This is a genomic window from Halomonas sp. E19 (assembly GCF_052439355.1).
In the GTDB taxonomy this organism is placed as follows: Bacteria; Pseudomonadota; Gammaproteobacteria; order Pseudomonadales; family Halomonadaceae; genus Halomonas.
In genome coordinates this window covers 1,285,961-1,305,486 of record NZ_JBNFWU010000001.1, presented here as the reverse complement: position 1 = coordinate 1,305,486, position 19,526 = coordinate 1,285,961, and the positions used below count along the sequence as shown (strand labels likewise).

Below are 19,526 nucleotides of genomic sequence, written 5' to 3'. Positions count from 1 at the left end.
TCAGCGGTGGTAGCGCAGCACCACGCTGAGGTTGTTCGCCGGCATCTCGATGGCCTGCTCCAGCATGAAGCCGTACGGGTGGGCCTCGGCAACGACTCGCTCGAGATCGCGCACGCCCCAGCGTGGATCGCGCGCCTTGAGATCGGCATCGAAGGCCGCATTGCTCTCGGCGGTATGCCGGCCATCGCGGCGATAGGGGCCATACAGGTACAGCACACCCCCTCACGCAGCCGCTCAGCGGAACGAGCCATCAGTGCCTCAGTAACTTCCCAGGGCGAAATATGCACCAGGTTGATGGCGACCACGGCATCGAAGGGCCCGGAAGGCCAGATTCCACTGACATCCAGCGGCAAGGGCTCACGGAGATTGCCAAGCCCAGCATGGGCACACCAGGCTGAGATGGACGCCCGCGCCTCCGGGTTCGGGTCGCTTGGCTGCCATGTCCAGCCAGGCCGAGCCTGCGCGCAGTGCACGCCATGCTCACCGCTACCGCTGGCCACTTCCAGCACCACCGCGTGGTCAGGTAACACCTGAGACAGCACATCAAGAATCGGCTGGCGATTGCGTGCGGCGGCGGGACTATTCATTCGGCGATTCATGAAAGCTGAGGGTCCTGCAATACGTGGGGAGAAGAGCAATGCCCCAGCAAGGTGCCGGGGCAAAGCGTCAACGGCGGCGCTGGGAGTCCTGCCCTTGCGAAGAGCGATTCTGGCGGCCGCGGAAGCCATCCAGCATCTGCTTGCCCTTGCGCTTGAGTCTCGCGCGGTTTTCCGGCTTGCGCAGCCACCAGGCGGCTGCCATTCCTAAAAGCTTCCTCATCCTGACCTCCTTTGTCCGGCATTGCCCTTTCTGTATGGCTTGCGGTTTGCGAAGAATCAAGCGTAAGCGGTCCATGGCGCCCAGCGGTCGCAAAGACAGCCATTCTTTGCCAAGGTAAGACAGCCACTATCATCAAGGAGGACGCCATGACGCGCACGGCACGTGTCGAACCCATCACGGAAGAGCAGCCTGAGGCCATCCTCGTATCAGGCTGGCGGGTTGTGGATGTCACGGATCCAAGTTCGCCGCAGGAGATTTCACGTCACGAGACCGAGCCGGAGGCCATTCGCGCGGCCCGCGAGTATGAACACGAGACGACGCAAGAGCCCGACTCTTCTCCTGACGACACCCAGGACTACGACGCTTCCGACCCCAAGGGCGGCAAGAACCTGTCCTGATAGCACACCCGGCGCACGCCGGGTGTGCGTTTCGGCTCAACGCAAGAAGGACCGCCGTCGGATTATCTCCCCGACTTCGTCCGGCTGGGTTTCGTGCCTTTGCCTCTCTGGCCGCCGGCTGGCTTGGGCTTCCCTGCCCAGGCTTTCGGTTACTCGATTTGCCAGCGTTCTGGGCCACCTTCCCCTTGCCAGCGGCACGCTCCTTCGGCGCCTTCGCCGCGCCTGTCTTGGCCTTGGCCTTGGCAGAAGCGTTGGCAGGTGTCCTACCCTTGTCGTCGCGCCCGCCTTTGGCCGCGGATTGCCCTGCTCCCTTGACCGTCCGGCGCTTGCCAAGTGTCCGCTCGGGCGACGTCCTTGCGTCACCCGGTGATGCTTCGGACTTCGAAGCCTCGGTCAAGGCAATGATCGTTTCGAGCTCCTTGCGGGTCAGGTCGCGCCAGTCTCCAAGCGCCAGACCCTTGAGCGAGACGTTCATGATGCGGATTCGCTCGAGCCGGGTGACTTCATAGCCAAATTTTTCGCACATGCGGCGGATCTGGCGGTTCAACCCCTGCACCAGGGTGATATTGAAGACGAACGTCGACTCCTTGATGACCTTGCAGCGCTTCGTCACCTCGCCCAGGATGCGCACGCCACTGCCCATGCCGGCGATGAATTCGTCGGTGATCGGCTTATCGACGGTGACCCGATACTCCTTTTCATGATGGTTGCTGGCCCGCAGGATCTTGTTGACCATATCGCCATCGTTGGTCAGGAAAATCAGCCCCTGGGAATCCTTGTCCAACCTGCCGATAGGAAAGATGCGCACCCCATGCTGGATGAAATCGACGATATTGTCCTTCTCATTCGGGTCGGTGGTGCTGACGATGCCCACCGGCTTGTTCAAGGCGATGAAGACGCGATCCTCAGCCTCCTGGGGCTCGATAAGCTGACCGTTGACCTTGACTACGTCACCCGGGAAAACCTGGTCTCCCGTCTTGGCACGCTTGCCGTTGAGCCACACATTGCCCTGCTCGACATAGCGATCCGCCTCGCGCCTGGAACAAAGTCCGCTCTCGCTGATGTACTTGTTGATACGTGTAGATGAACCGATGGCCATGACGCGCTCTTACCGGAGTGATACGGAAACTGTCCCGCATTCAAGCATGCCACGCCATGTACGTGAAAGCCTTGTCGCAGCGGTCCATGTCGAGTGATATCAAGGCTGGCCGCTTGACACGTCATGGGCAAGCCCTCCTGCCGCGAGGCTGTAACAAGGAGGCGCTGGGAGTAGACTATGTATAGACATGAACGTCACAGGACACCCGCTTGCCCATGAACAGCACGCCTCCACTCTACCTGCAGATCCAGCAACACCTGCTAGAAAGGATTCACAGCGGCGAGTGGCCGGCACATCACCAGATTCCCCGGAGGAGCGCCTGGCGCGCGATTTTGGCGTCAGCCGCATGACCGCCAACAAGGCGATCCGCGACCTGGTGCAACGGGGCTACCTGACCCGTCAGCCGGGGCTCGGCACCTTCGTCACTGACCGCAAAGCCGAATCGTCGCTGGTCGACGTGCACAATATTGCCGAGGAGGTTCGCAGCCGCGGGCATCACCACGACAGTGACGTACTTCTGGCACAAGCCATCGCCGCCGACGATGAAGTAGCGCTGCGACTTGGCGTGCGTCTGGGCACGCGGGTGTTCCACACACGCATCGTGCATCGTGAGAACGGCGTGCCGATTCAGCTCGAGGACCGTTTTGTAAACCCACGCTGGGTGCCGGATTACCTTGACACCGACTTCAGCCGACGTACGCCCAACGAAGTGCTGGTAGCGGCCTGCCCAATCACCGACGTGGAGCACGTGGTCGAGGCGGTGCAGGTTGACGCCCCAACCGCCGAACGGCTCGAAATGGAAGCCGCGCAACCCTGCCTGAGCATGATACGGCGCACCTGGTCCGGCGAGCACCTGATCAGCTACGCCCGGCTGATCCATCCTGGTCATCGGTATAAGCTGCGCTCGTCGCTATCACGCCGCACCGGCTGAACCGGCTCGAAAGCCGCCAGCCATCCCAAAAAGTCGCCAGCCATCCCAAAATGTATAGACATAACGTCTTCACACCTCCCTACTCCAGCCCAGCGCTATAGCGCGGCTTCATTAGCAGCCGTCCTGAATGAACCTCTCTTCTGCTTGACGTGGCGGACCTCATTGCACTTAATGTATATACATTAAAGCAACGACCGCAGGACTCGCCATGCCCGCAGCCACACGACCGCGCCTTCTCTGGCGCGAGGTCACGCTCTTCGACGGTCACGACACCCTGCCCGAACCGATGGCGGTGATCGTGGCGGGCGACACCATCGAGCGTGTCGTGCCCATGCGTGAGCTCGACCCGAACGAGACCGCCGACTGCCAGCCCCTCGGCCAGGGCGGCGTAATGACCCCGGTCTGGTCGACTGTCACACCCATCTGGTATTCGGCGGCTCACGGGCCGACGAATTCGAACGCCGTCTCGAGGGCGCCAGCTACGAGGAGATCGCCCGCCGCGGCGGCGGCATCCTCAGTACCGTGCGTGCCACCCGGGAAGCCAGCGAAGCGCAGCTGTTCAGCCTGGCCAGGCCGCGCCTGGAAGCGCTGATGCGCGAAGGCGTGACCACGGTGGAGATCAAGTCCGGCTACGGCTTGAGCGTGGCCGACGAGCTGAAGATGCTGCGCGTGGCGCGCCGCCTCGGCGAGACGCTGCCGGTGCGGGTGGTGACCACCCTGCTGGGGGCCCACGCCCTGCCACCGGAGTACAAGGGCGACAGCGACGGCTACATCGAGCTGGTGTGCCGCGAGATGATCCCGCCGCCGCCGCCGAAGGACTGGCCGATGCGGTGGACGTGTTCTGCGAGAAGATCGCCTTCTCGGTGGCCCAGTGCGAGCGCGTCTTCGAGGCCGCCGAAGCCCACGGCCTGCCGATCAAGGCCCATGCCGAGCAACTCTCGAACCTGGGCGGCAGCGCCATGGCGGCCCGGCATGGCGCACTTTCCGCCGATCACATCGAATATCTCGACGAGCAAGGCGTCAACGCCCTGCGCGAGGCCGGCAGCGTCGCGGTGCTGCTGCCCGGCGCCTTCCACACCCTGCGCGAGACACAGCTGCCACCCATCGCCGCGCTGCGCGAGGCCGGCGTGCCCATGGCCATCGCCACCGATGCCAACCCCGGCAGCTCGCCGCTGTTCATGCCGACACTGATGCTGAACTTCGCCTGCACCCTGTTCCGCCTGACGCCGCGCGAGGCCCTGGCCGGCATGACCGCCCACGGCGCCCGGGCGCTGGGCCTGCACACCCGGCAACTGGGGCGCATCGTCCCGGGCGCACCGGCGGACCTGTGCCTGTGGGACGTCGGCTCGCCCGCCGAGCTGGCCTACGCCGTACAGCCCGGTCGTCTGCGCCAGCGCATCTTCCAGGGCCAACGCAGCTTGCATGGAGAACCAAGCCATGACCAAACCCAGCACTGACCTGCACCTGGTCGACCCATCCATCGACATGTCCCTGTGGGCCGGCCGCGAAGACCCGGAACCCGACAGCCTGCGCTGGCATCAGGTGATCACCCCGGTGAGACCGGACAGCGCCCCTGGCGCCGCCCTGCTCGGCTTTGCCTCGGATGCCGGCGTGGCCCGCAACCAGGGCCGCGTGGGTGCCGCCGAAGGCCCGCGGGCCATTCGCCGCGCACTGGCACCGCTGGCCTGGCATCGCAGCGCCCCGGTGTTCGATGCCGGCGACGTCAGCTGCCACGGCAACGACGACCTGGAAGCGGCACAGCAGCGCCTGGCAGAGCGCATCGCCAGCCTGCTCGCCCGCGGCCACCTGCCGCTGGTGCTGGGTGGCGGCCACGAAGTGGCCTTCGGCAGCTGGTCGGGCCTGGCGCGTCACTTCGAGGCTCAAGGCGAGGCCCACCCGCGGATCGGCATCGTCAACCTCGATGCCCACTTCGATCTGCGCGACCCGACCCACGTGCGCTCCTCCGGCACGCCCTTCGCCCAGATCGCCGCCGAGTGCCACGCCCGCGGCTGGCCGTTCCGCTACGCCTGCCTGGGCGTTAGCCGTGCCAGCAACACCCGCGCCCTGTTCACCCGGGCCAGGGAGCTGAACGTGCTGGTACGTGAGGACCACGAGATCGACGCCCTGCGCCTCGATGCCATCGTGCGCGAACTAGGGCGCTTCATGGCGCGCTGCGACCACCTCTACCTCAGCATCGATCTCGACGTGCTGCCCGCCGCCGAGGCCCCGGGAGTGAGCGCCCCCACCGCCCGCGGCGTGCCCTGGCGCTGATCGAACCGCTGCTCGAGGCCGTCCGCGACAGCGGCAAGCTGCGCCTGGCCGACGTCGCCGAGCTCAACCCGAGCTTCGACATCGACGGCCGCACCGCCAAGGCCGCGGCACGCCTGATCCACCGGCTGACGCTGGATACCTGAACCGACCCACAACGATTTGCAACACCAGAGAGAACACAACGATGAACAGCCATACCACGCCTGCCGATCCCCGCCACGACGCCAGCCGGCAAGTTGCCTCCCCCACCGGCAGCGAGCTCAGCTGCAAGAGCTGGCTCACCGAAGCGCCCATGCGCATGCTGATGAACAACCTCCACCCCGACGTGGCCGAGCGCCCCGAGGACCTGGTGGTCTACGGCGGCATCGGCCGCGCCGCCCGCGACTGGCAGTGCTACGACACCATCGTCGCGACCCTCAAGCGCCTGGAGGACAACCAGACCCTGCTGATCCAGTCGGGCAAGCCGGTGGGGGTGTTCGAGACCCACAAGGACGCCCCGCGGGTGCTGCTGGCCAACTCCAATCTGGTGCCGGCCTGGGCCAACTGGGAGCACTTCAACGAGCTCGACCGCAAGGGTCTGATGATGTACGGCCAGATGACCGCCGGCTCGTGGATCTACATCGGCTCACAGGGCATCGTTCAAGGCACCTATGAAACCTTCGTCGAGGCCGGGCGCCAGCACTACGGCGGCGACCTCACCGGCCGCTGGATCCTCACCGCCGGGCTCGGCGGCATGGGCGGCGCCCAGCCGCTGGCGGCAAGCCTGGCCGGCGCCTGCTCGCTGAACATCGAATGCCAGCAGTCGCGCATCGACTTCCGCCTGCGCACCCGCTACCTGGACGAACAGGCGGACGACCTCGACGACGCCCTGGCCCGCCTCGAGCGCTACACCGCCGAGGGCAAGGCGATCTCCATCGGCCTGTGCGCCAACGCCGCCGACGTGCTGCCGGAACTGGTCAAGCGCGGCGTACGGCCGGACATGGTCACCGACCAGACCAGCGCCCACGACCCGCTGCACGGCTATCTGCCTTCCGGCTGGCGCTGGGACGAATACGTGGCCCGCGGCAAGCACGAGCCCGAAGCGGTGGTCAAGGCCGCCAAGCAGTCCATGGCGGTGCACGTGGCGGCCATGCTCGACTTCCAGAAGATGAGCGTACCCACCTTCGACTACGGCAACAACATCCGCCAGATGGCCAAGGAAGAGGGCGTGGCCAACGCCTTCGACTTCCCCGGCTTCGTCCCGGCCTATATCCGTCCGCTGTTCTGCCAGGGCATCGGCCCGTTCCGCTGGGCCGCGCTCTCCGGCGATCCGGAGGACATCTACAAGACCGACGCCAAGGTCAAGGAGCTGATCCCCGACGACCCGCACCTGCACCGCTGGCTCGACATGGCCCGCGAGCGCATCAGCTTCCAGGGGCTGCCCGCGCGCATCTGCTGGGTCGGCCTCAAGGACCGCGCCCGCCTCGGCCAGGCCTTCAACGAGATGGTCAAGAACGGCGAGCTCAAGGCCCCCGTGGTCATCGGCCGCGACCACCTGGACTCCGGCTCGGTGGCCAGCCCCAACCGCGAGACCGAAGCCATGATGGACGGCTCAGATGCCGTCTCCGACTGGCCTCTGCTCAATGCCCTGCTCAACACCGCCGGCGGCGCCACCTGGGTCTCGCTGCATCACGGCGGCGGCGTGGGCATGGGCTTCTCCCAGCACGCCGGGGTGGTGATCGTCGCCGACGGCACCGACGACGCCCACGCCCGCCTCGGCCGGGTGCTGCGCAACGACCCCGGCACCGGGGTGATGCGCCACGCCGATGCCGGGTACGATATCGCCAAGCAGTGCGCCCGGGAAAATGGGTTGGATCTGCCGATGCTCGATAAATAAAGGAGCCATTCATGACCCATCTCGACATTCGACCCGGCAAGATGACCCTGGCACAGGCGCGCCAGGTCTTCGAGGCGCCGCTGCGCGTGACGCTGCCCGACAGCGCCGACGCCGCCATCCAGCGCGGCGTCGACTGCGTCAATCGTGTCGTCGCCGAGGACCGCACCGTCTACGGCATCAACACCGGCTTCGGCCTGCTGGCCCAGACCCGCATCGACCACGACAACCTGGAAGAGCTGCAGCGCTCGCTGGTGCTGTCCCACGCCACCGGCGTGGGCGAGCCCATGGAAGACGCCCTGGTGCGCCTGATCATGGTGCTCAAGGTCAACAGCCTGGCGCGCGGCTTCTCCGGCATTCGGCGCGAAGTGCTCGACGCCCTGCTCGCCCTGGTCAACGCCGAGGTCTATCCGCACATCCCGCTCAAGGGCTCCGTGGGCGCCTCCGGCGACCTGGCACCGCTGGCCCACATGAGCGTGGTGCTGCTCGGCGAAGGCAAGGCACGCCATCGCGGCGAATGGATTCCTGCCCGTCAGGCCCTCGAGATCGCCGGGCTCCAGCCGCTGCGGCTCGCGCCCAAGGAGGGCCTGGCGCTGCTCAACGGCACCCAGGTCTCCACCACCTACGCCCTGAAAGGCCTGTTCGAGGCCGAAGACCTGTTCGCCGCCGCCACGGTGTGCGGCGCACTGACGGTGGAAGCCACGCTCAGCTCACGCTCGCCGTTCGATGCCCGCATCCACGACGCCCGTGGCCAGCGCGGCCAGATCGATGCCGCCGCCGCCTACCGTCACCTGCTCGGTGAGCGCAGCGAGATCAGCGACTCCCACGCCCACTGCGACAAGGTGCAGGACCCCTACTCGCTGCGCTGCCAGCCCCAGGTGATGGGCGCCGTACTGACCCAGATTCGCCAGGCCGCCGAGGTGCTGGCCGTGGAGGTCAACGCGGTCTCCGACAACCCGCTGGTGTTCAGCGACGAAGGCGACATCCTCTCCGGCGGCAACTTCCACGCCGAGCCCGTGGCCATGGCCGCCGACAACCTGGCCCTGGCCCTGGCCGAGATCGGCTCGCTCACCGAGCGCCGCGTCTCGCTGATGATGGACACCCACATGTCGCAGCTGCCGCCGTTCCTGGTGGAGAACGGCGGGGTCAATTCCGGCTTCATGATCGCCCAGGTCACGGCCGCGGCGCTGGCCAGCGAGAACAAGGCCCTGGCCCATCCGCACAGCGTCGACAGCCTGCCCACCTCGGCCAACCAGGAAGATCACGTCTCCATGGCGCCGGCCGCCGGCAAGCGGCTGTGGGAGATGGCCGACAACGTGCGCGGCATCCTGGCCATCGAGTGGCTGGCGGCCTGCCAGGGGCTCGATTTCCGCGTCGACGGCAGCGGCCATCGCCTGACCAGCACGCCACGCCTCGAGCAGGCCAGGAAGGCGCTGCGCGGCCAGGTCGACTACTACGACCGCGACCGCTTCTTCGCTCCCGACATCGAGAGCGCCACCCGCCTGCTCACTTCGCGGGTGCTCAATGCGTTGGTGCCGGTGGAGCTGCTGCCCAGCCACTGACCCAGCCGCCCCATTGAGGTAAGATACGCTGCCCCGGCGCTTCGGCCCGGGGCTTTATGCTGCAAAACCCGCATCATCACACCCGTTTATTCATCCAAGAGCCACACATGAATGCCATCGTTCTGGCCATCCTGGTCATGGTCGCCTTGAGCCTTGCCCGCGTCTCCGTCGTCTTCGCCCTGATCGCCGCCAGCCTGGTGGGAGGCCTGGTGGCGGGCATGCCGCTGGGTGCGATCATGGATGCCTTCAACCAGGGCCTGGGCAAGGGCGCCACCATTGCCCTTTCCTACGCCGTGCTGGGTGCCTTCGCTGTAGCGCTGTCACGCTCCGGCGTCACCGAACTGATTGCCAGCCGAGCCATCCGCGGGCTGCACCTGGACGACCAGCCGTCGAGCCGCCGCTGGGTCGCCTTCACCCTGCTCGGCGCCCTGCTCGCCACTGCGGTCAGTTCGCAGAACCTGATCCCGGTGCACATCGCCTTCATTCCGGTGCTGGTGCCGCCGCTGCTCAAGCTGATGAACCACCTGCGCCTGGATCGTCGCGTGGCGGCCTGCGTCATCACCTTCGGCATCACCGCGCCCTACATGCTGCTGCCGGTGGGCTTCGGCGCGATCTTCCTCAACGACATCCTGCTGGCCAATCTCAACGAGAGCGGCGCCGAACTGGGCCTGGAGGTCACCCGCGGCATGGTGCCGATGGCCATGCTGATGCCCATCGGCGGCATGGCGCTGGGGCTCGCCGTCGCCGTGCTGTTCAGCTACCGCCGGCCGCGCCACTACGAGGACCGCGACCTGGCTCACGGCGACGAGACACCCGCCGAGGCGGCCAAGCACCTGGCGCCGTGGCAGATGGCGGTGCTCGGCGCCGCACTGGTGGGCACCGTGGCGATCCAGTTGCTCTCGGGTTCGATGGTGCTGGGCGGGCTGTTCGGCTTCGCCCTGCTCTCGGTCAGCGGCGTGTTCCGCTGGCACGAACAGGACGACATCTTCACCGAAGGCATGCGCATGATGGCGCTGGTGGGTTTCATCATGATCAGCGCGGCGGGCTTCGCCGGGGTGATGCAGGCCACCGGCGAGGTGCCCGCGCTGGTGGCGGGCTCGGCGGAGCTGATCGGCGACAACAAGGGCCTGGCGGCGCTGATCATGCTGCTGGTCGGCCTATTCATCACCATGGGCATCGGCTCGTCGTTCTCCACCGTGCCGATCATCGCCTCGCTCTACGTGCCGCTGGCACTCAGCTTCGGCTTCTCGCCCATGGCCACCATCGCCCTGGTGGGCACCGCCGCGGCGCTGGGCGATGCCGGCTCGCCGGCCTCCGACTCGACCCTGGGCCCCACCGCCGGGCTCAACGCCGACGGCCAGCACGACCATATCTGGGATACCGTGGTGCCGACCTTCCTGCACTACAACGTGCCGCTGATCGCATTCGGCTGGGCGGCCGCCATGCTGCTGTAGCGTCGAGCCTCACATCGTCCCGCAGCAGCTCTTGAACTTGCGGCCGCTACCGCAGGGGCAAGGGTCGTTGCGGCCGGGCTTGAGGCGCGCCAGGGTCGGCTCGCCGTCGACATAGCACCAGCGCCCCGCCTCGTGCACGAAGCGTGAGTTCTCCTCCAGCACACCCCGGCGCCTGCCTTCGCGGAAGGTGGCGCGAAAATGCACATGACCACGCTCGCCCGCCGCGCGGTGATCGAGCACCTCGAGCCGTATCCAGTGGGTGGCCTCGTCCCGGTTCAGGTCCGTTGGGCGAGTGCTGGCGTGCCAGGTCGCCAGCAGGTAATCGTCGAGCCCCAGGGCGAAGGCACTGTAGCGGGAGCGCATCAGCGCCTCGGGGGTCGGCGCCGCCTCACCCGCATGAAAGCGGCCGCAGCAGCCGGCATAGGGGCGGGTCGGATCACAGGGGCAGCGTGCCGGGTCGCTCATGCTTGCTCTCGCTCAGTTCGATCGAGGTCGCATCATAGCGCATCACTCCGTTGCGCCCTGCTCGCTTGGCGCGATACATGGCCACATCGGAGGCCTCGAGCAGCACTTCGGGCGTCGTGGCGTGCTCTGGATAGCTTGCGATACCGATGCTGGCTGAAATGCAGGCCTTGATCTCACCAATCAGGAAGGGCTGCGCCAGGTCATGGCACAGGGCTTCGCCCAAGCGAAGGGCATCCTCAGCGCCCGTTCCTTCCAGCAGCACCAGAAACTCGTCGCCACCCAGGCGCCCCAACACGTCGGACTCACGCAGCCGGGCGCGCATTCGCAGCGCCACCGCCGTCAGCAACTGGTCTCCCAGGGCGTGGCCATGGGTGTCATTGATGGGCTTGAAGCCATCCAGGTCGATGAAAAGCAGCGAAAGCAGCCCATGGCGGCGTTGAGCCAGGACCAGCGCCTGGTGCAGGTGGGCCATCAACAGGGCCCGATTGGGCAGGCCGGTGAGTGGATCGTGCTGGGCCTGGTGCTCCAGGCGTACCTGAAGCTGCTTCTGCTCGGTAATGTCGTTCACATAGCCGGTGGTAAGCACGCTGCCATCCTCAAGCCGCTGCGGCAGGTCGTAAGCCTCGACCCACAGCATGTGGCCTTCCCGGTGGATCATGCGGAACTCACTGTGCCACGGCCGGAGCAGCTCCACGCACGCCAGGCTCTCCTCCATAACGCGCGAATAGTCGTCGGGATGGATACGGTTGAACAGCATGCGGCTGTCTCGCCTGGCGTCTGCCGCTTCCACGCCGAACATTTCGTGGACACGCCGTCCAACGAACGTGAAGTGCCACTCCCCTCGCTGGTGTAATGGAGCTGATAGATGAACCCCGGCAGCCAGTCCGCCACCTGCTCCAGGCGATGAGCAAGGTGACGATCCCAGGTGATATCGCGGGCCACGCCGAGTATTCGTACCACGGTGCCGTTGGCATCGAAGATCGGCGTCAGGCTCAGCTGCCAGGCGAGCTGGCCGGCGGGAAAGTCCAGCGTGGCATCGAAGACCCGAGGGGTCTTAGCACGAACGCAGGCGCGCAGCTGCTTCGCCAGCCACCTGGCCTGGGCCGGTGGCAGCAATTCCTGCCACTGGCGGCCTACATAGCACTGAGGAGTGAGGCCAGTCTTACGGGCGGCAGCAGCATTCACCAGCCGAAACTGAAACACCTTTCCCCCAGTGACATCCATGACGAAACACACGTCCGTGCAGTTCATGAAAAATTCATGAAGCAGACCGTCACTTTCGTTCATGACGACGTTCCCCCTACACTGGAACCACTAGCATAGGCCGAGCACGCCCCATGCCTATTGTCCTATGGCCCAGTGACCCTTAATTGACAGCAGGATGCGTCAATGTGTCGCAGTCATGGGTTAGCGAACAAAGCTTGCCCTGCATCACTGCAGCGCAGCATGCTGCTGTGATACAACGAGTTTATCCCATTTGCAATCGGAGAAAAGGAAATGCCCGATCGCCAAGACGCTCCCCGTACCGCCTGGCACGCCATGTCCCTCGACGAGGCAATGGCCAAGGTCGAAAGCAGCCGCGACGGATTGAGTGATGACGACGCCTCCTCACGACGCGAACAGCATGGTCCGAATCGGCTGAAGCAAGAAAAGGGGCGGCCTTGGTGGCGGCGATTGCTCGAACAGTTCAACAACGTGCTGATGATCATCCTGCTGGTGGCAGCGGTGGCGAGCCTTTTCCTCGGCCACACCCTGGATGCCCTGGCCATCGTCGCGGTGGTGATCATCATCGCCTTGATCGGCTTCTTCCAGGAGGGCAAGGCAGAGCAGGCCCTGGAGAGCATTCGCAACATGCTCTCGCCGCAGGCCAGCGTGCTGCGCGACGGCAAGCGCCAGACCATTTCGGCGGAGGACCTGGTGCCGGGCGACATCGTGATGCTGGAAAGCGGCGACCGTGTTCCCGCCGACCTTCGCCTGCTGGAAGCCAAGCGGCTACGCACCGAGGAAGCGGCGCTGACCGGCGAGTCCACGCCGGTCGACAAGCAGACCGATCCCGTGGATGAGGATGCCGACCTGGGCGATCGCAGCGCCATGGTCTATGCCAGCACCATTGTGGTGCAGGGCACCGCCCAGGGGTAGTGGTGGAAACCGGCACGCGCACGGAGATCGGGCGAATCTCCGAGATGCTGCGCGGTGTCGAACAGCTCAAGACCCCCTGCTCAGGCAGCTAGACAGCGCGGGCCGCGTGCTGGCGATCTTCATTCTTGCCGCGGCGGCCATCACCGCTGCGATCGGCGTGGTGGTGCACGACGAACCCGTCAGCGCCATGTTCATGGCCGCGGTGGGCCTGGCCGTGGCCGCCATCCCCGAAGGCCTGCCGGCCATCGTCACCATCACCCTGGCGCTGGGCGTCCAGGTCATGGCCAAGCGCAACGCCATCATCCGGCGCCTGCCTGCGGTCGAGACCCTGGGCTCGATCTCGACCATCTTTTCCGACAAGACCGGCACCCTCACCCGCAACGAGATGACCACCCAAGCGATCTGGCTTGCTGAAGGCGAGTACCGGCTCTCGGGCATCGGCTTCGCCCCGGAAGGCAAGCTGCATGAGGCGCCGCAGGATCCGGAAAGCGCCGAGCATGGCGACGAGATCCGCCTGGACGACCATCCTGCGCTGGCCCACTTCCTCAAGGTCGGCACCCTGTGCAACGACGCCGAGCTCGCCCAGGAGGAGGAGCGCTGGGTCATCCACGGCGACCCCACCGAGGGTGCCCTGGTGGTGGCCGCCGCCAAGGGCGGCTTGGACACCCACCAGCTGCGTGACGAACACCCCCGCCAGGACGCAATCCCCTTCGAATCCGAGCGCAAGTACATGGCCACCCTCAACGAGCTGGACGGCAAGCGCCTGCTGGTGAAGGGCGCCCCGGATCGGCTGCTGGAGATGTGCCACAAGGTACGCACTGCGGATGGCGACCAGGAGCTCGACCCAGCCGAGTGGGAGGAGCGCATCCATGCGCTCTCGTCTCGCGGCCTGCGCGTGCTGGCGCTGGCGGAGAAGGACGCCGATGCCCTCTCGGGGAACTCGACGATGCCGACGCGGAAGAAGGGCTGGTGCTGCTCGGCCTGGTCGGCCTGCTCGACCCGCCGCGCGAAGCCGCCATTGAAGCCGTCAAGCAGTGTCTCGAGGCGGGGATTCGCCCGGTGATGGTGACCGGCGACCATGCCGTGACCGCGCGCGCCATCGCCGAACAGCTCGGCTTCGCCCATACCGACAAGGCGCTGACCGGGCGCGAGGTCGAAGCGATGTCCGATGAGGAGCTCGAGTCGTGCATTCTCGAGATCGACGTCTTCGCCCGCGCCGCCCCAGAGCACAAGCTGCGCCTGGTCAAGGCGATGCAGGCCCAGGGCGGCATCTGCGCCATGACCGGCGACGGCGTCAACGACGGGCCGGCGCTCAAGCGGGCCGACGTCGGCGTGGCCATGGGCATCCAGGGCACCGAGGCGGCCAAGGAAGCCGCCGAGATGGTGCTGGCCGACGACAACTTCGCCACTATCGTCGGGGCCATCGAAGAGGGCCGCAAGGTCTACGACAACATCCGCAAGACCGTCACCTTCATCTTGCCCACCAACGGCGGCCAGGGCCTGGCCATCATGCTCGCCGTGCTGGGCGGCACGCTGCTGCCGGTCACGCCGCTGCAGGCCCTGTGGGTCAACATGGTAGTGGCGGTCACGCTGGGCCTGGCGCTCGCCTTCGAAAAGAGCGAGGACGACATCATGCGGCGCGAACCGCGCGACCCGTCCGCCGCGCTGCTCGACCTGTTCCTGCTCTGGCGCGTGGTATTCGTCTCGATCCTGCTGCTGATCGGCGTGTTCGGCATGTTCAGCTGGATTCTGCAGGTCCAGGGCGGCAGCGAGGAGCTGGCACGCTCCGGCGCCGTCAACATGCTGGTCATGGGCAGCGCGGCCTACCTGATCAACAGCCGCTTCCTGGTCAACAGCGCCCTCTCGCTGCGCGGCATCTTCGGCAGTCGCCCCGTGTGGCTCGCCATCGGCTTGGTGGTGATGCTGCAGCTCGGCTGGACCTACCTGCCGTTCATGCAGGCGGTGTTCGGCAGTGCCGCCCTGGGGCCCTGCACTGGCTGGTGATCCTGGCCGCCAGCGTGGCGCTGTTCCTGATCGTGGAGCTGGAGAAGTGGGTGCTGCGCAAGCGGAGCGCTCACGGCACACCCAAGTCCGGTCAGCGCGACCAGGCCAGTGCCGCCACCCAGTAGCATCGCTCGCTGGGCCCGGCGCCTGGCGCTGCCGGCGCTGCTGTGGTGGGCCATCAGCGGCGGGGATCCTGACGGCTGGCGCTGGGGGCTGCCCGCCGTGGTGGTGGCGGCGCTGGTGATGCCGGCTCCTACCTGGCCGCTCAGGCCGTTGGCCTGGTTGCGCTTCCTGCCAGCTGCCCTCTGGCTCGGCCTGCAGGGCGGCATTGAGGTTGCTTGCCTGGCCTGCCGCCGCCCCTCGAGCTAGATACCCGCGTGATCGAGCACCGCTGGCAGCAGCTGCCGGACGGCCCGGGCGGCTGTTCATGGCCAGCCTGATCAACCTGATTCCCGGCACGCTCAGCGTACGTATCGAGCACGATCGTCTGCACGTGCATGTGCTGCATTACCGCCACCACATTCCCACCGCACTGCAGCGGCTGGAGCGCCGTGTCGCCCCGCTGTTCGCTGCCCCTCGCACGTCGGAAAAGGAGGCTCGATGACCGCACTCTATCTCGCTGCCGCCGGCCTGCTGCTGGCCAATGCCGGCGTGGGTGCCTGGCGCATCCACCGAGGCCCCACCAGCGCCGACCGTATGGTGGCCGCCGAACTGATCGCCACGTCCACCATCGCCGTGCTGCTGCTTCTGGGCAGCCAAGGTGCCACGCCGCTCACCGACGTGGCGCTGCTGTTCGCGCTGCTGGCCGCCATCGGCATGGCCAACTTCGTCACCCGCACCTGGACGCTGCTGCGCGAGGAAGGCGAGACCCGCGAGGAGGCACGCCATGACTGACGCACTTTGGGTGGTGGGACAGCTGTTGATCGGTGCCGGGGTGCTGTTCTTCCTCGCCGGCAGCCTCGGGCTGATCCGCTTTCCCGACGTCTACGCGCGGCTGCACGCCCTGACCAAGGCCGACAACCTGGGCCTGGGGCTGATCTGCCTGGGCCTGGCCCTGCAGGCACAGGGCCTAGCCGAGGCGGTCAAGCTGCTGCTGATCTGGGGGCTGATGCTGGCGGCCTCGGGCATCGGGGCCACCCTGATCGCCTCGACGGCCATGGCCTGCGGCATCACTCCACGCACCTCGGCTCACGCCAGCTCGGACGCCGGATCCGGGCAGGGCGGCGACGAGATGCCTGCCGTGAAGGAGGAAGGAGTGCGCAAGTGACAACATTGGCCTGGGGCTTCGACGCGCTGCTGGCAGCCGGCATGCTGTGGCTGGGCTGGCAGGCACTGTTCCTGTCCCGCCGCTTCGCGGCAGTGGTGCACTTCATGGCGTTTCAGCTGCTGATGGCACTTGCCTGGGTGCGCCTTTCGGCGCCGGACATCGCCCTGGCCGAGGCCGCCGTCGGTGCCGGGGTTACCGGCGCACTGCTGCTGACCGCGCTAGGCCGGCTGCCGGCCGGCACCAGCCTGGGAGCTCACCCGCACCGCTGGCAGCGCCCCTGCGCTGGATGGCGCTTGGCGCCGCCTGCCTCAGCGCTGGCTGGCTGGCCTGGGTGGCCCACTCTCTGCCTCGCCCCGGCCTGGCGCTGGAGGTCACCGGCGCACTCGATGCGACAGGCGTCAGCCACCCTGTCACTGCGGTGCTGCTGAACCTGCGCGCCCTCGATACGCTGCTGGAAGTAGCCGTCATGCTGGGCGCCGTCATGCTGATCTGGTCGCTGGGGCCGGCACTTCGCCCCTATGCCCCGGCCATTGCCCTGCCCGGCCTGCCCGCCCTGTCGCGCCTGCTGCATCCGCTCTTCCTGCTGGTGCCCGTCTACCTGCTGTGGCGTGGCTCACACGCGCCTGGCGGCGCCTTCCCTGCCGGCGCCGTGATGGGCGCCGGCGGCGTGCTGCTGCTGTTGGCCAATGGCGTCACCTGGATCCATCGGCCGGCCAAGCAGCCGCTGCTGCGCCTGCTGCTGTGCGCCGGCCTGGCACTGTTTCTCGCCGTGGGGCTCGGCGGCCTGCTGTTGACCGGCACCTTCCTGGCCTTGCCGATTCAACTGGCGACCGCGCTTATCGTAGCCGTCGAAATCGCCACCGCACTCTCCATCGCACTGATGCTGATGGCTTTCTATCTCTACGGGGAGCCCGGGCAATGAGCGCCTTCTACACCTTCATCGCGACCCTGCTGTGCGGCATGGCGGTGGTCGGGCTGTTCCAGACCCACGACCTGCTGCGCCGTATCCTGGCACTCAATGTGCTGGCCAGCGCCGTGTTCCTGCTGCTGGTGGGCCTGGCCAAGACCCCCGCGGGCATCGACCCGGTTCCCCATGTGATGGTGCTGACCGGCATCGTCGTGGCGGTAAGCACCACCGCCGCCGCTCTGGCACTGGTGGTCAGGGCCGAGGTACGCAGACGGCAAGAGGCCAAGCGGTGACACCAGTCCAGTCGGTGGCGCTGGCGCTGATCGTCGTCGCGCCCCTGTGCCTGGCGCTGACGGCGGTGCTCGGCTGGCTCGGCGCGCGGCAACAGGTGGGCCTGGGCCTGGCGCTGATCCTGGGCAGCCTGGCCACGCTCGCCAGCGCGCCCCTTCAGGGGCAAGCGCTGCAGCTGGCGCTCGGCAACTGGCCGCCGCCCTGGGCATTGCCTGGCAGCTGGATCTGCCCACCCTGATGATGCTGGGCATGACGGCGTGCGTGGCCGCCGCGGCCAGCCTGGCGCTGCTGGCGGATCGCGCCAGCGCCGACGACCGCTACCTGTGGCCGCTGTGGTGGCTGCTGTGGGCCGGCCTGAATGCGCTGCTGCTGTCGCAGGACCTGTTCAATCTCTACGTCACCCTGGAATTGGTCACCCTGGCGGGGGTCGGTCTGGTGGCGCGTTCGCCGGGCGACCCTATGGCGCGGCGGCACTGCGCTACCTGCTGGCATCGCTGCTGGCGTCGCTGCTGTTCCTGCTGGGCGTGGCCCTGCTCTATGGACAGACGGGCCGCCTCGATATCGCCCTGCTGAGCCAGGCCGTGCAGGACGACTCCACCCTCCGGCTGGCCGCCACCCTGATGACGCTGGGCCTGCTGATCAAGTCGGCCATGGTTCCGCTGCACACCTGGCTTCCTGCCGCGCATGCCCGGGCCCAGGCGCCGGTCAGCGCCATGCTGTCGGCGGTGGTCGTCGCGGTCACGCTGTTCTTGACCTGGCGACTCTGGCTGGGGCCGTTCGCGATATTGCACAGCCTGCAGACCCACTGGCTGGGGCTGACCGGCGCCGTCGCCCTGGCCTGGGGCGGTATTCAGGCCGCCCTGCAGACCCGTCTGAAATTGCTGATCGCCTGGTCGACGCTGTCGCAGAGCGGCTATGCCCTGCTGATGCTGAGCCTGCCAGGTCCCACCCGCTCGACCCCGACGCTGGCGCCGCAGGGCCTGGCCTTCGACGGCGCGCTGCAGGTGCTGCTGGCCCACGGCCTGGCCAAGGGCGCGCTGTTCCTGGCCGCCGGTGCCATCATCGCGGCGCATGGGCACGACCGGATGAGCCGCCTGGCCGGCAGCGCCCAGCACCTGCCGATGGCCTGGCTGGCCATGGCCCTGGCCGGGGCCAGCCTGCTGGGCATCCCGCCGACGGGTGGCTTCGTCGGCAAGTGGTGGCTACTGCAGGCATCGCTGGAAAGCGGCAGCGTCGCCATCTCGGCGGCGGTGCTGCTCGGCACGTTCTTTACCGCCGCCTGCCTGTGGCGGCTGTTCGATATCGGGCTATGCCCCTGCCCAGGCGCCCGGCAACGCAGGCCACCCCAGCCGGTGCCAATCGCACCTCCCGCCACCTGGCCGTGCTGGCGCTGGGGCTGGCCGCCCTGGCCTGGGTCTGGGGGCTAGTGCTGCTGGGCCGAGGGCAGGCGGGCCTTCACGGCCTGCGCCTCGACTCGATCGGGCTTGCCTTCCTCGCCCCTGCCCTGGTCGTCTGGCCGCTCGTGATCCTGGCCACCCGCTACTGGCGCGCCACCTTCCCGGCGGCGAATCGCCTGCTGGGTCTCCTGCTGCTGGGTGCGGCGGTGCATGTCATGGCGCTCCTCGCCGACGACCTGCTCACCTTCTATACCGGCGCCGCGCTGCTAAGCCTGCTGGGCTGGGCCATGGTGCAACACGACGGTCACCGGGCGGCACGCCTGGCCGGCGCTGGCTACCTGGGAATGATGCTGCTGGCTGAAGTGGCCATGCTGCTGGGCCTGGCCTTGATCGCCAACGAGAGCCGCGACCTGCGGTTCAGCCAGCTCGGCAGTGAGGCACTTTCGCCGCTCGCACTGACGAGCCTTGGCCTGGGGCTGGCCATCAAGGCCGGTGTTCTCGGTGTACACGCCTGGCTGCCCGTGGCACACCCCGTCGCGCCGCCCATGGCCAGTGCCATCCTGTCGGGGCTGATGATCAAGCTCGGCCTGCTCGGGGCGCTGCGCCTGCTGCCCTGGGGGAAGCGACACCCGGCTGGGGCGCGCCGCTG

General features: G+C 67.2%; 23 protein-coding genes and 5 pseudogenes. 22 read left to right on the top strand and 6 right to left on the bottom strand.

The features are described from left to right. The 3 genes and pseudogenes from ACUDAL_RS06990 to rluF all read right to left on the bottom strand — a co-directional run bounded on the left by ACUDAL_RS06990 (position 1) and on the right by rluF (position 2,316). Positions 1-587 (bottom strand): annotated as a pseudogene (locus tag ACUDAL_RS06990) (DUF938 domain-containing protein). A gap of 79 nt (positions 588-666) precedes the next feature. Further along, positions 667-819, bottom strand: a complete 153-nt coding sequence (locus ACUDAL_RS06985) for a hypothetical protein (protein WP_444677625.1) — start codon at positions 817-819, stop codon at positions 667-669. Positions 820-1,047: 228 nt separating this feature from the next. Continuing rightward, complete coding sequence (rluF, locus tag ACUDAL_RS06980) at positions 1,048-2,316, bottom strand: 23S rRNA pseudouridine(2604) synthase RluF (RefSeq protein ID WP_444677624.1); 1,269 nt, start codon at positions 2,314-2,316, stop codon at positions 1,048-1,050. Between the two features lie 215 nt (positions 2,317-2,531). On the opposite strand from rluF, the pseudogene hutC reads away from it, so the two are divergent. From hutC to ACUDAL_RS06945, 7 genes and pseudogenes are all read left to right on the top strand, one after another. Then, positions 2,532-3,247, top strand: a pseudogene (hutC, locus tag ACUDAL_RS06975) (histidine utilization repressor). A 208-nt stretch (positions 3,248-3,455) separates the two neighbouring features. Beyond that, a pseudogene (hutI, locus tag ACUDAL_RS06970) lies at positions 3,456-4,704 on the top strand (imidazolonepropionase). Continuing rightward, positions 4,685-5,518: a formimidoylglutamase gene (gene hutG, locus ACUDAL_RS06965; RefSeq protein ID WP_444677623.1), complete on the top strand. Its 834-nt coding sequence runs from the start codon at positions 4,685-4,687 to the stop codon at positions 5,516-5,518. The pseudogene hutI and the gene hutG overlap by 20 nt, the downstream one beginning before the upstream one ends. After that, positions 5,419-5,661, top strand: a complete 243-nt coding sequence (locus tag ACUDAL_RS06960; RefSeq protein ID WP_444679331.1) for an arginase family protein — start codon at positions 5,419-5,421, stop codon at positions 5,659-5,661. The genes hutG and ACUDAL_RS06960 overlap by 100 nt, the downstream gene beginning before the upstream one ends. A 41-nt stretch (positions 5,662-5,702) precedes the next feature. Further along, a complete protein-coding gene (hutU, locus tag ACUDAL_RS06955) occupies positions 5,703-7,394 on the top strand; it encodes a urocanate hydratase (RefSeq protein ID WP_444677622.1) in 1,692 nt (563 codons plus the stop codon). Between the two features lie 11 nt (positions 7,395-7,405). After that, entirely contained in the window at positions 7,406-8,953 is a 1,548-nt protein-coding gene (gene hutH / locus ACUDAL_RS06950; protein ID WP_444677621.1) for a histidine ammonia-lyase, read from the top strand. Positions 8,954-9,060: 107 nt separating this feature from the next. Continuing rightward, positions 9,061-10,407: a Na+/H+ antiporter family protein gene (locus ACUDAL_RS06945; protein WP_444677620.1), complete on the top strand. Its 1,347-nt coding sequence runs from the start codon at positions 9,061-9,063 to the stop codon at positions 10,405-10,407. Positions 10,408-10,416: 9 nt separating this feature from the next. On the opposite strand, the gene ACUDAL_RS06940 is transcribed toward ACUDAL_RS06945, so the two are convergent. The 3 genes and pseudogenes from ACUDAL_RS06940 to ACUDAL_RS06930 all read right to left on the bottom strand — a co-directional run. Further along, positions 10,417-10,872, bottom strand: a complete 456-nt coding sequence (locus ACUDAL_RS06940; protein WP_444677619.1) for a YchJ family protein — start codon at positions 10,870-10,872, stop codon at positions 10,417-10,419. Then, positions 10,844-11,671, bottom strand: a complete 828-nt coding sequence (locus ACUDAL_RS06935) for a diguanylate cyclase (RefSeq protein WP_444677618.1) — start codon at positions 11,669-11,671, stop codon at positions 10,844-10,846. The genes ACUDAL_RS06940 and ACUDAL_RS06935 overlap by 29 nt, the downstream gene beginning before the upstream one ends. A 134-nt stretch (positions 11,672-11,805) precedes the next feature. Continuing rightward, positions 11,806-12,159, bottom strand: a pseudogene (locus tag ACUDAL_RS06930) (PAS domain-containing protein); the annotation flags it as partial. 210 nt (positions 12,160-12,369) lie between these two features. On the opposite strand from ACUDAL_RS06930, the gene ACUDAL_RS06925 reads away from it, so the two are divergent. From ACUDAL_RS06925 to ACUDAL_RS06855, 15 genes and pseudogenes are all read left to right on the top strand, one after another. Continuing rightward, complete coding sequence (locus ACUDAL_RS06925; RefSeq protein ID WP_444677617.1) at positions 12,370-13,011, top strand: HAD-IC family P-type ATPase; 642 nt, start codon at positions 12,370-12,372, stop codon at positions 13,009-13,011. 106 nt (positions 13,012-13,117) lie between these two features. Next, positions 13,118-14,074 carry an HAD-IC family P-type ATPase gene (locus ACUDAL_RS06920; RefSeq protein WP_444677616.1) on the top strand — a complete coding sequence of 319 codons (957 nt, stop codon included), beginning with the start codon at positions 13,118-13,120 and terminating at the stop codon, positions 14,072-14,074. Beyond that, positions 13,981-15,015 carry an HAD-IC family P-type ATPase gene (locus ACUDAL_RS06915; protein ID WP_444677615.1) on the top strand — a complete coding sequence of 345 codons (1,035 nt, stop codon included), beginning with the start codon at positions 13,981-13,983 and terminating at the stop codon, positions 15,013-15,015. The genes ACUDAL_RS06920 and ACUDAL_RS06915 overlap by 94 nt, the downstream gene beginning before the upstream one ends. Beyond that, positions 15,012-15,140, top strand: a complete 129-nt coding sequence (locus tag ACUDAL_RS06910) for a hypothetical protein (RefSeq protein WP_444677614.1) — start codon at positions 15,012-15,014, stop codon at positions 15,138-15,140. Before ACUDAL_RS06915 ends, ACUDAL_RS06910 begins: the two co-directional genes overlap by 4 nt. Beyond that, positions 15,124-15,384: a hypothetical protein gene (locus tag ACUDAL_RS06905; protein WP_444677613.1), complete on the top strand. Its 261-nt coding sequence runs from the start codon at positions 15,124-15,126 to the stop codon at positions 15,382-15,384. Before ACUDAL_RS06910 ends, ACUDAL_RS06905 begins: the two co-directional genes overlap by 17 nt. Positions 15,385-15,442: 58 nt before the next feature. Continuing rightward, the gene (locus tag ACUDAL_RS06900; protein ID WP_444677612.1) at positions 15,443-15,619 is read left to right on the top strand and encodes a Na+/H+ antiporter subunit E; all 177 of its coding nucleotides are present in this window, start codon (positions 15,443-15,445) and stop codon (positions 15,617-15,619) included. After that, complete coding sequence (locus ACUDAL_RS06895) at positions 15,616-15,909, top strand: monovalent cation/H+ antiporter complex subunit F (RefSeq protein WP_444677611.1); 294 nt, start codon at positions 15,616-15,618, stop codon at positions 15,907-15,909. The genes ACUDAL_RS06900 and ACUDAL_RS06895 overlap by 4 nt, the downstream gene beginning before the upstream one ends. Next, positions 15,902-16,282 (top strand): monovalent cation/H(+) antiporter subunit G, encoded by a 381-nt coding sequence (mnhG, locus tag ACUDAL_RS06890; RefSeq protein ID WP_444677610.1) that lies wholly within the window; start codon positions 15,902-15,904, stop codon positions 16,280-16,282. Before ACUDAL_RS06895 ends, mnhG begins: the two co-directional genes overlap by 8 nt. Then, positions 16,279-16,710, top strand: coding sequence for a Na(+)/H(+) antiporter subunit B (locus tag ACUDAL_RS06885; protein WP_444677609.1), 432 nt, complete (start codon positions 16,279-16,281; stop codon positions 16,708-16,710). Before mnhG ends, ACUDAL_RS06885 begins: the two co-directional genes overlap by 4 nt. Then, positions 16,614-17,204, top strand: a complete 591-nt coding sequence (locus ACUDAL_RS06880) for an MnhB domain-containing protein (protein WP_444677608.1) — start codon at positions 16,614-16,616, stop codon at positions 17,202-17,204. The genes ACUDAL_RS06885 and ACUDAL_RS06880 overlap by 97 nt, the downstream gene beginning before the upstream one ends. Beyond that, positions 17,201-17,482, top strand: a complete 282-nt coding sequence (locus tag ACUDAL_RS06875; RefSeq protein ID WP_444677607.1) for an NADH-quinone oxidoreductase subunit K — start codon at positions 17,201-17,203, stop codon at positions 17,480-17,482. Before ACUDAL_RS06880 ends, ACUDAL_RS06875 begins: the two co-directional genes overlap by 4 nt. Further along, positions 17,479-17,718 carry a hypothetical protein gene (locus ACUDAL_RS06870; protein WP_444677606.1) on the top strand — a complete coding sequence of 80 codons (240 nt, stop codon included), beginning with the start codon at positions 17,479-17,481 and terminating at the stop codon, positions 17,716-17,718. Before ACUDAL_RS06875 ends, ACUDAL_RS06870 begins: the two co-directional genes overlap by 4 nt. Next, complete coding sequence (locus ACUDAL_RS06865; RefSeq protein ID WP_444677605.1) at positions 17,718-18,053, top strand: hypothetical protein; 336 nt, start codon at positions 17,718-17,720, stop codon at positions 18,051-18,053. The genes ACUDAL_RS06870 and ACUDAL_RS06865 overlap by 1 nt, the downstream gene beginning before the upstream one ends. Further along, the gene (locus ACUDAL_RS06860) at positions 18,005-18,907 is read left to right on the top strand and encodes a complex I subunit 5 family protein (RefSeq protein WP_444677604.1); all 903 of its coding nucleotides are present in this window, start codon (positions 18,005-18,007) and stop codon (positions 18,905-18,907) included. The genes ACUDAL_RS06865 and ACUDAL_RS06860 overlap by 49 nt, the downstream gene beginning before the upstream one ends. Further along, positions 18,790-19,482: pseudogene (locus tag ACUDAL_RS06855) on the top strand (proton-conducting transporter transmembrane domain-containing protein); the annotation flags it as partial. The gene ACUDAL_RS06860 and the pseudogene ACUDAL_RS06855, both read left to right, overlap by 118 nt. Positions 19,483-19,526: the final 44 nt, after the last annotated feature.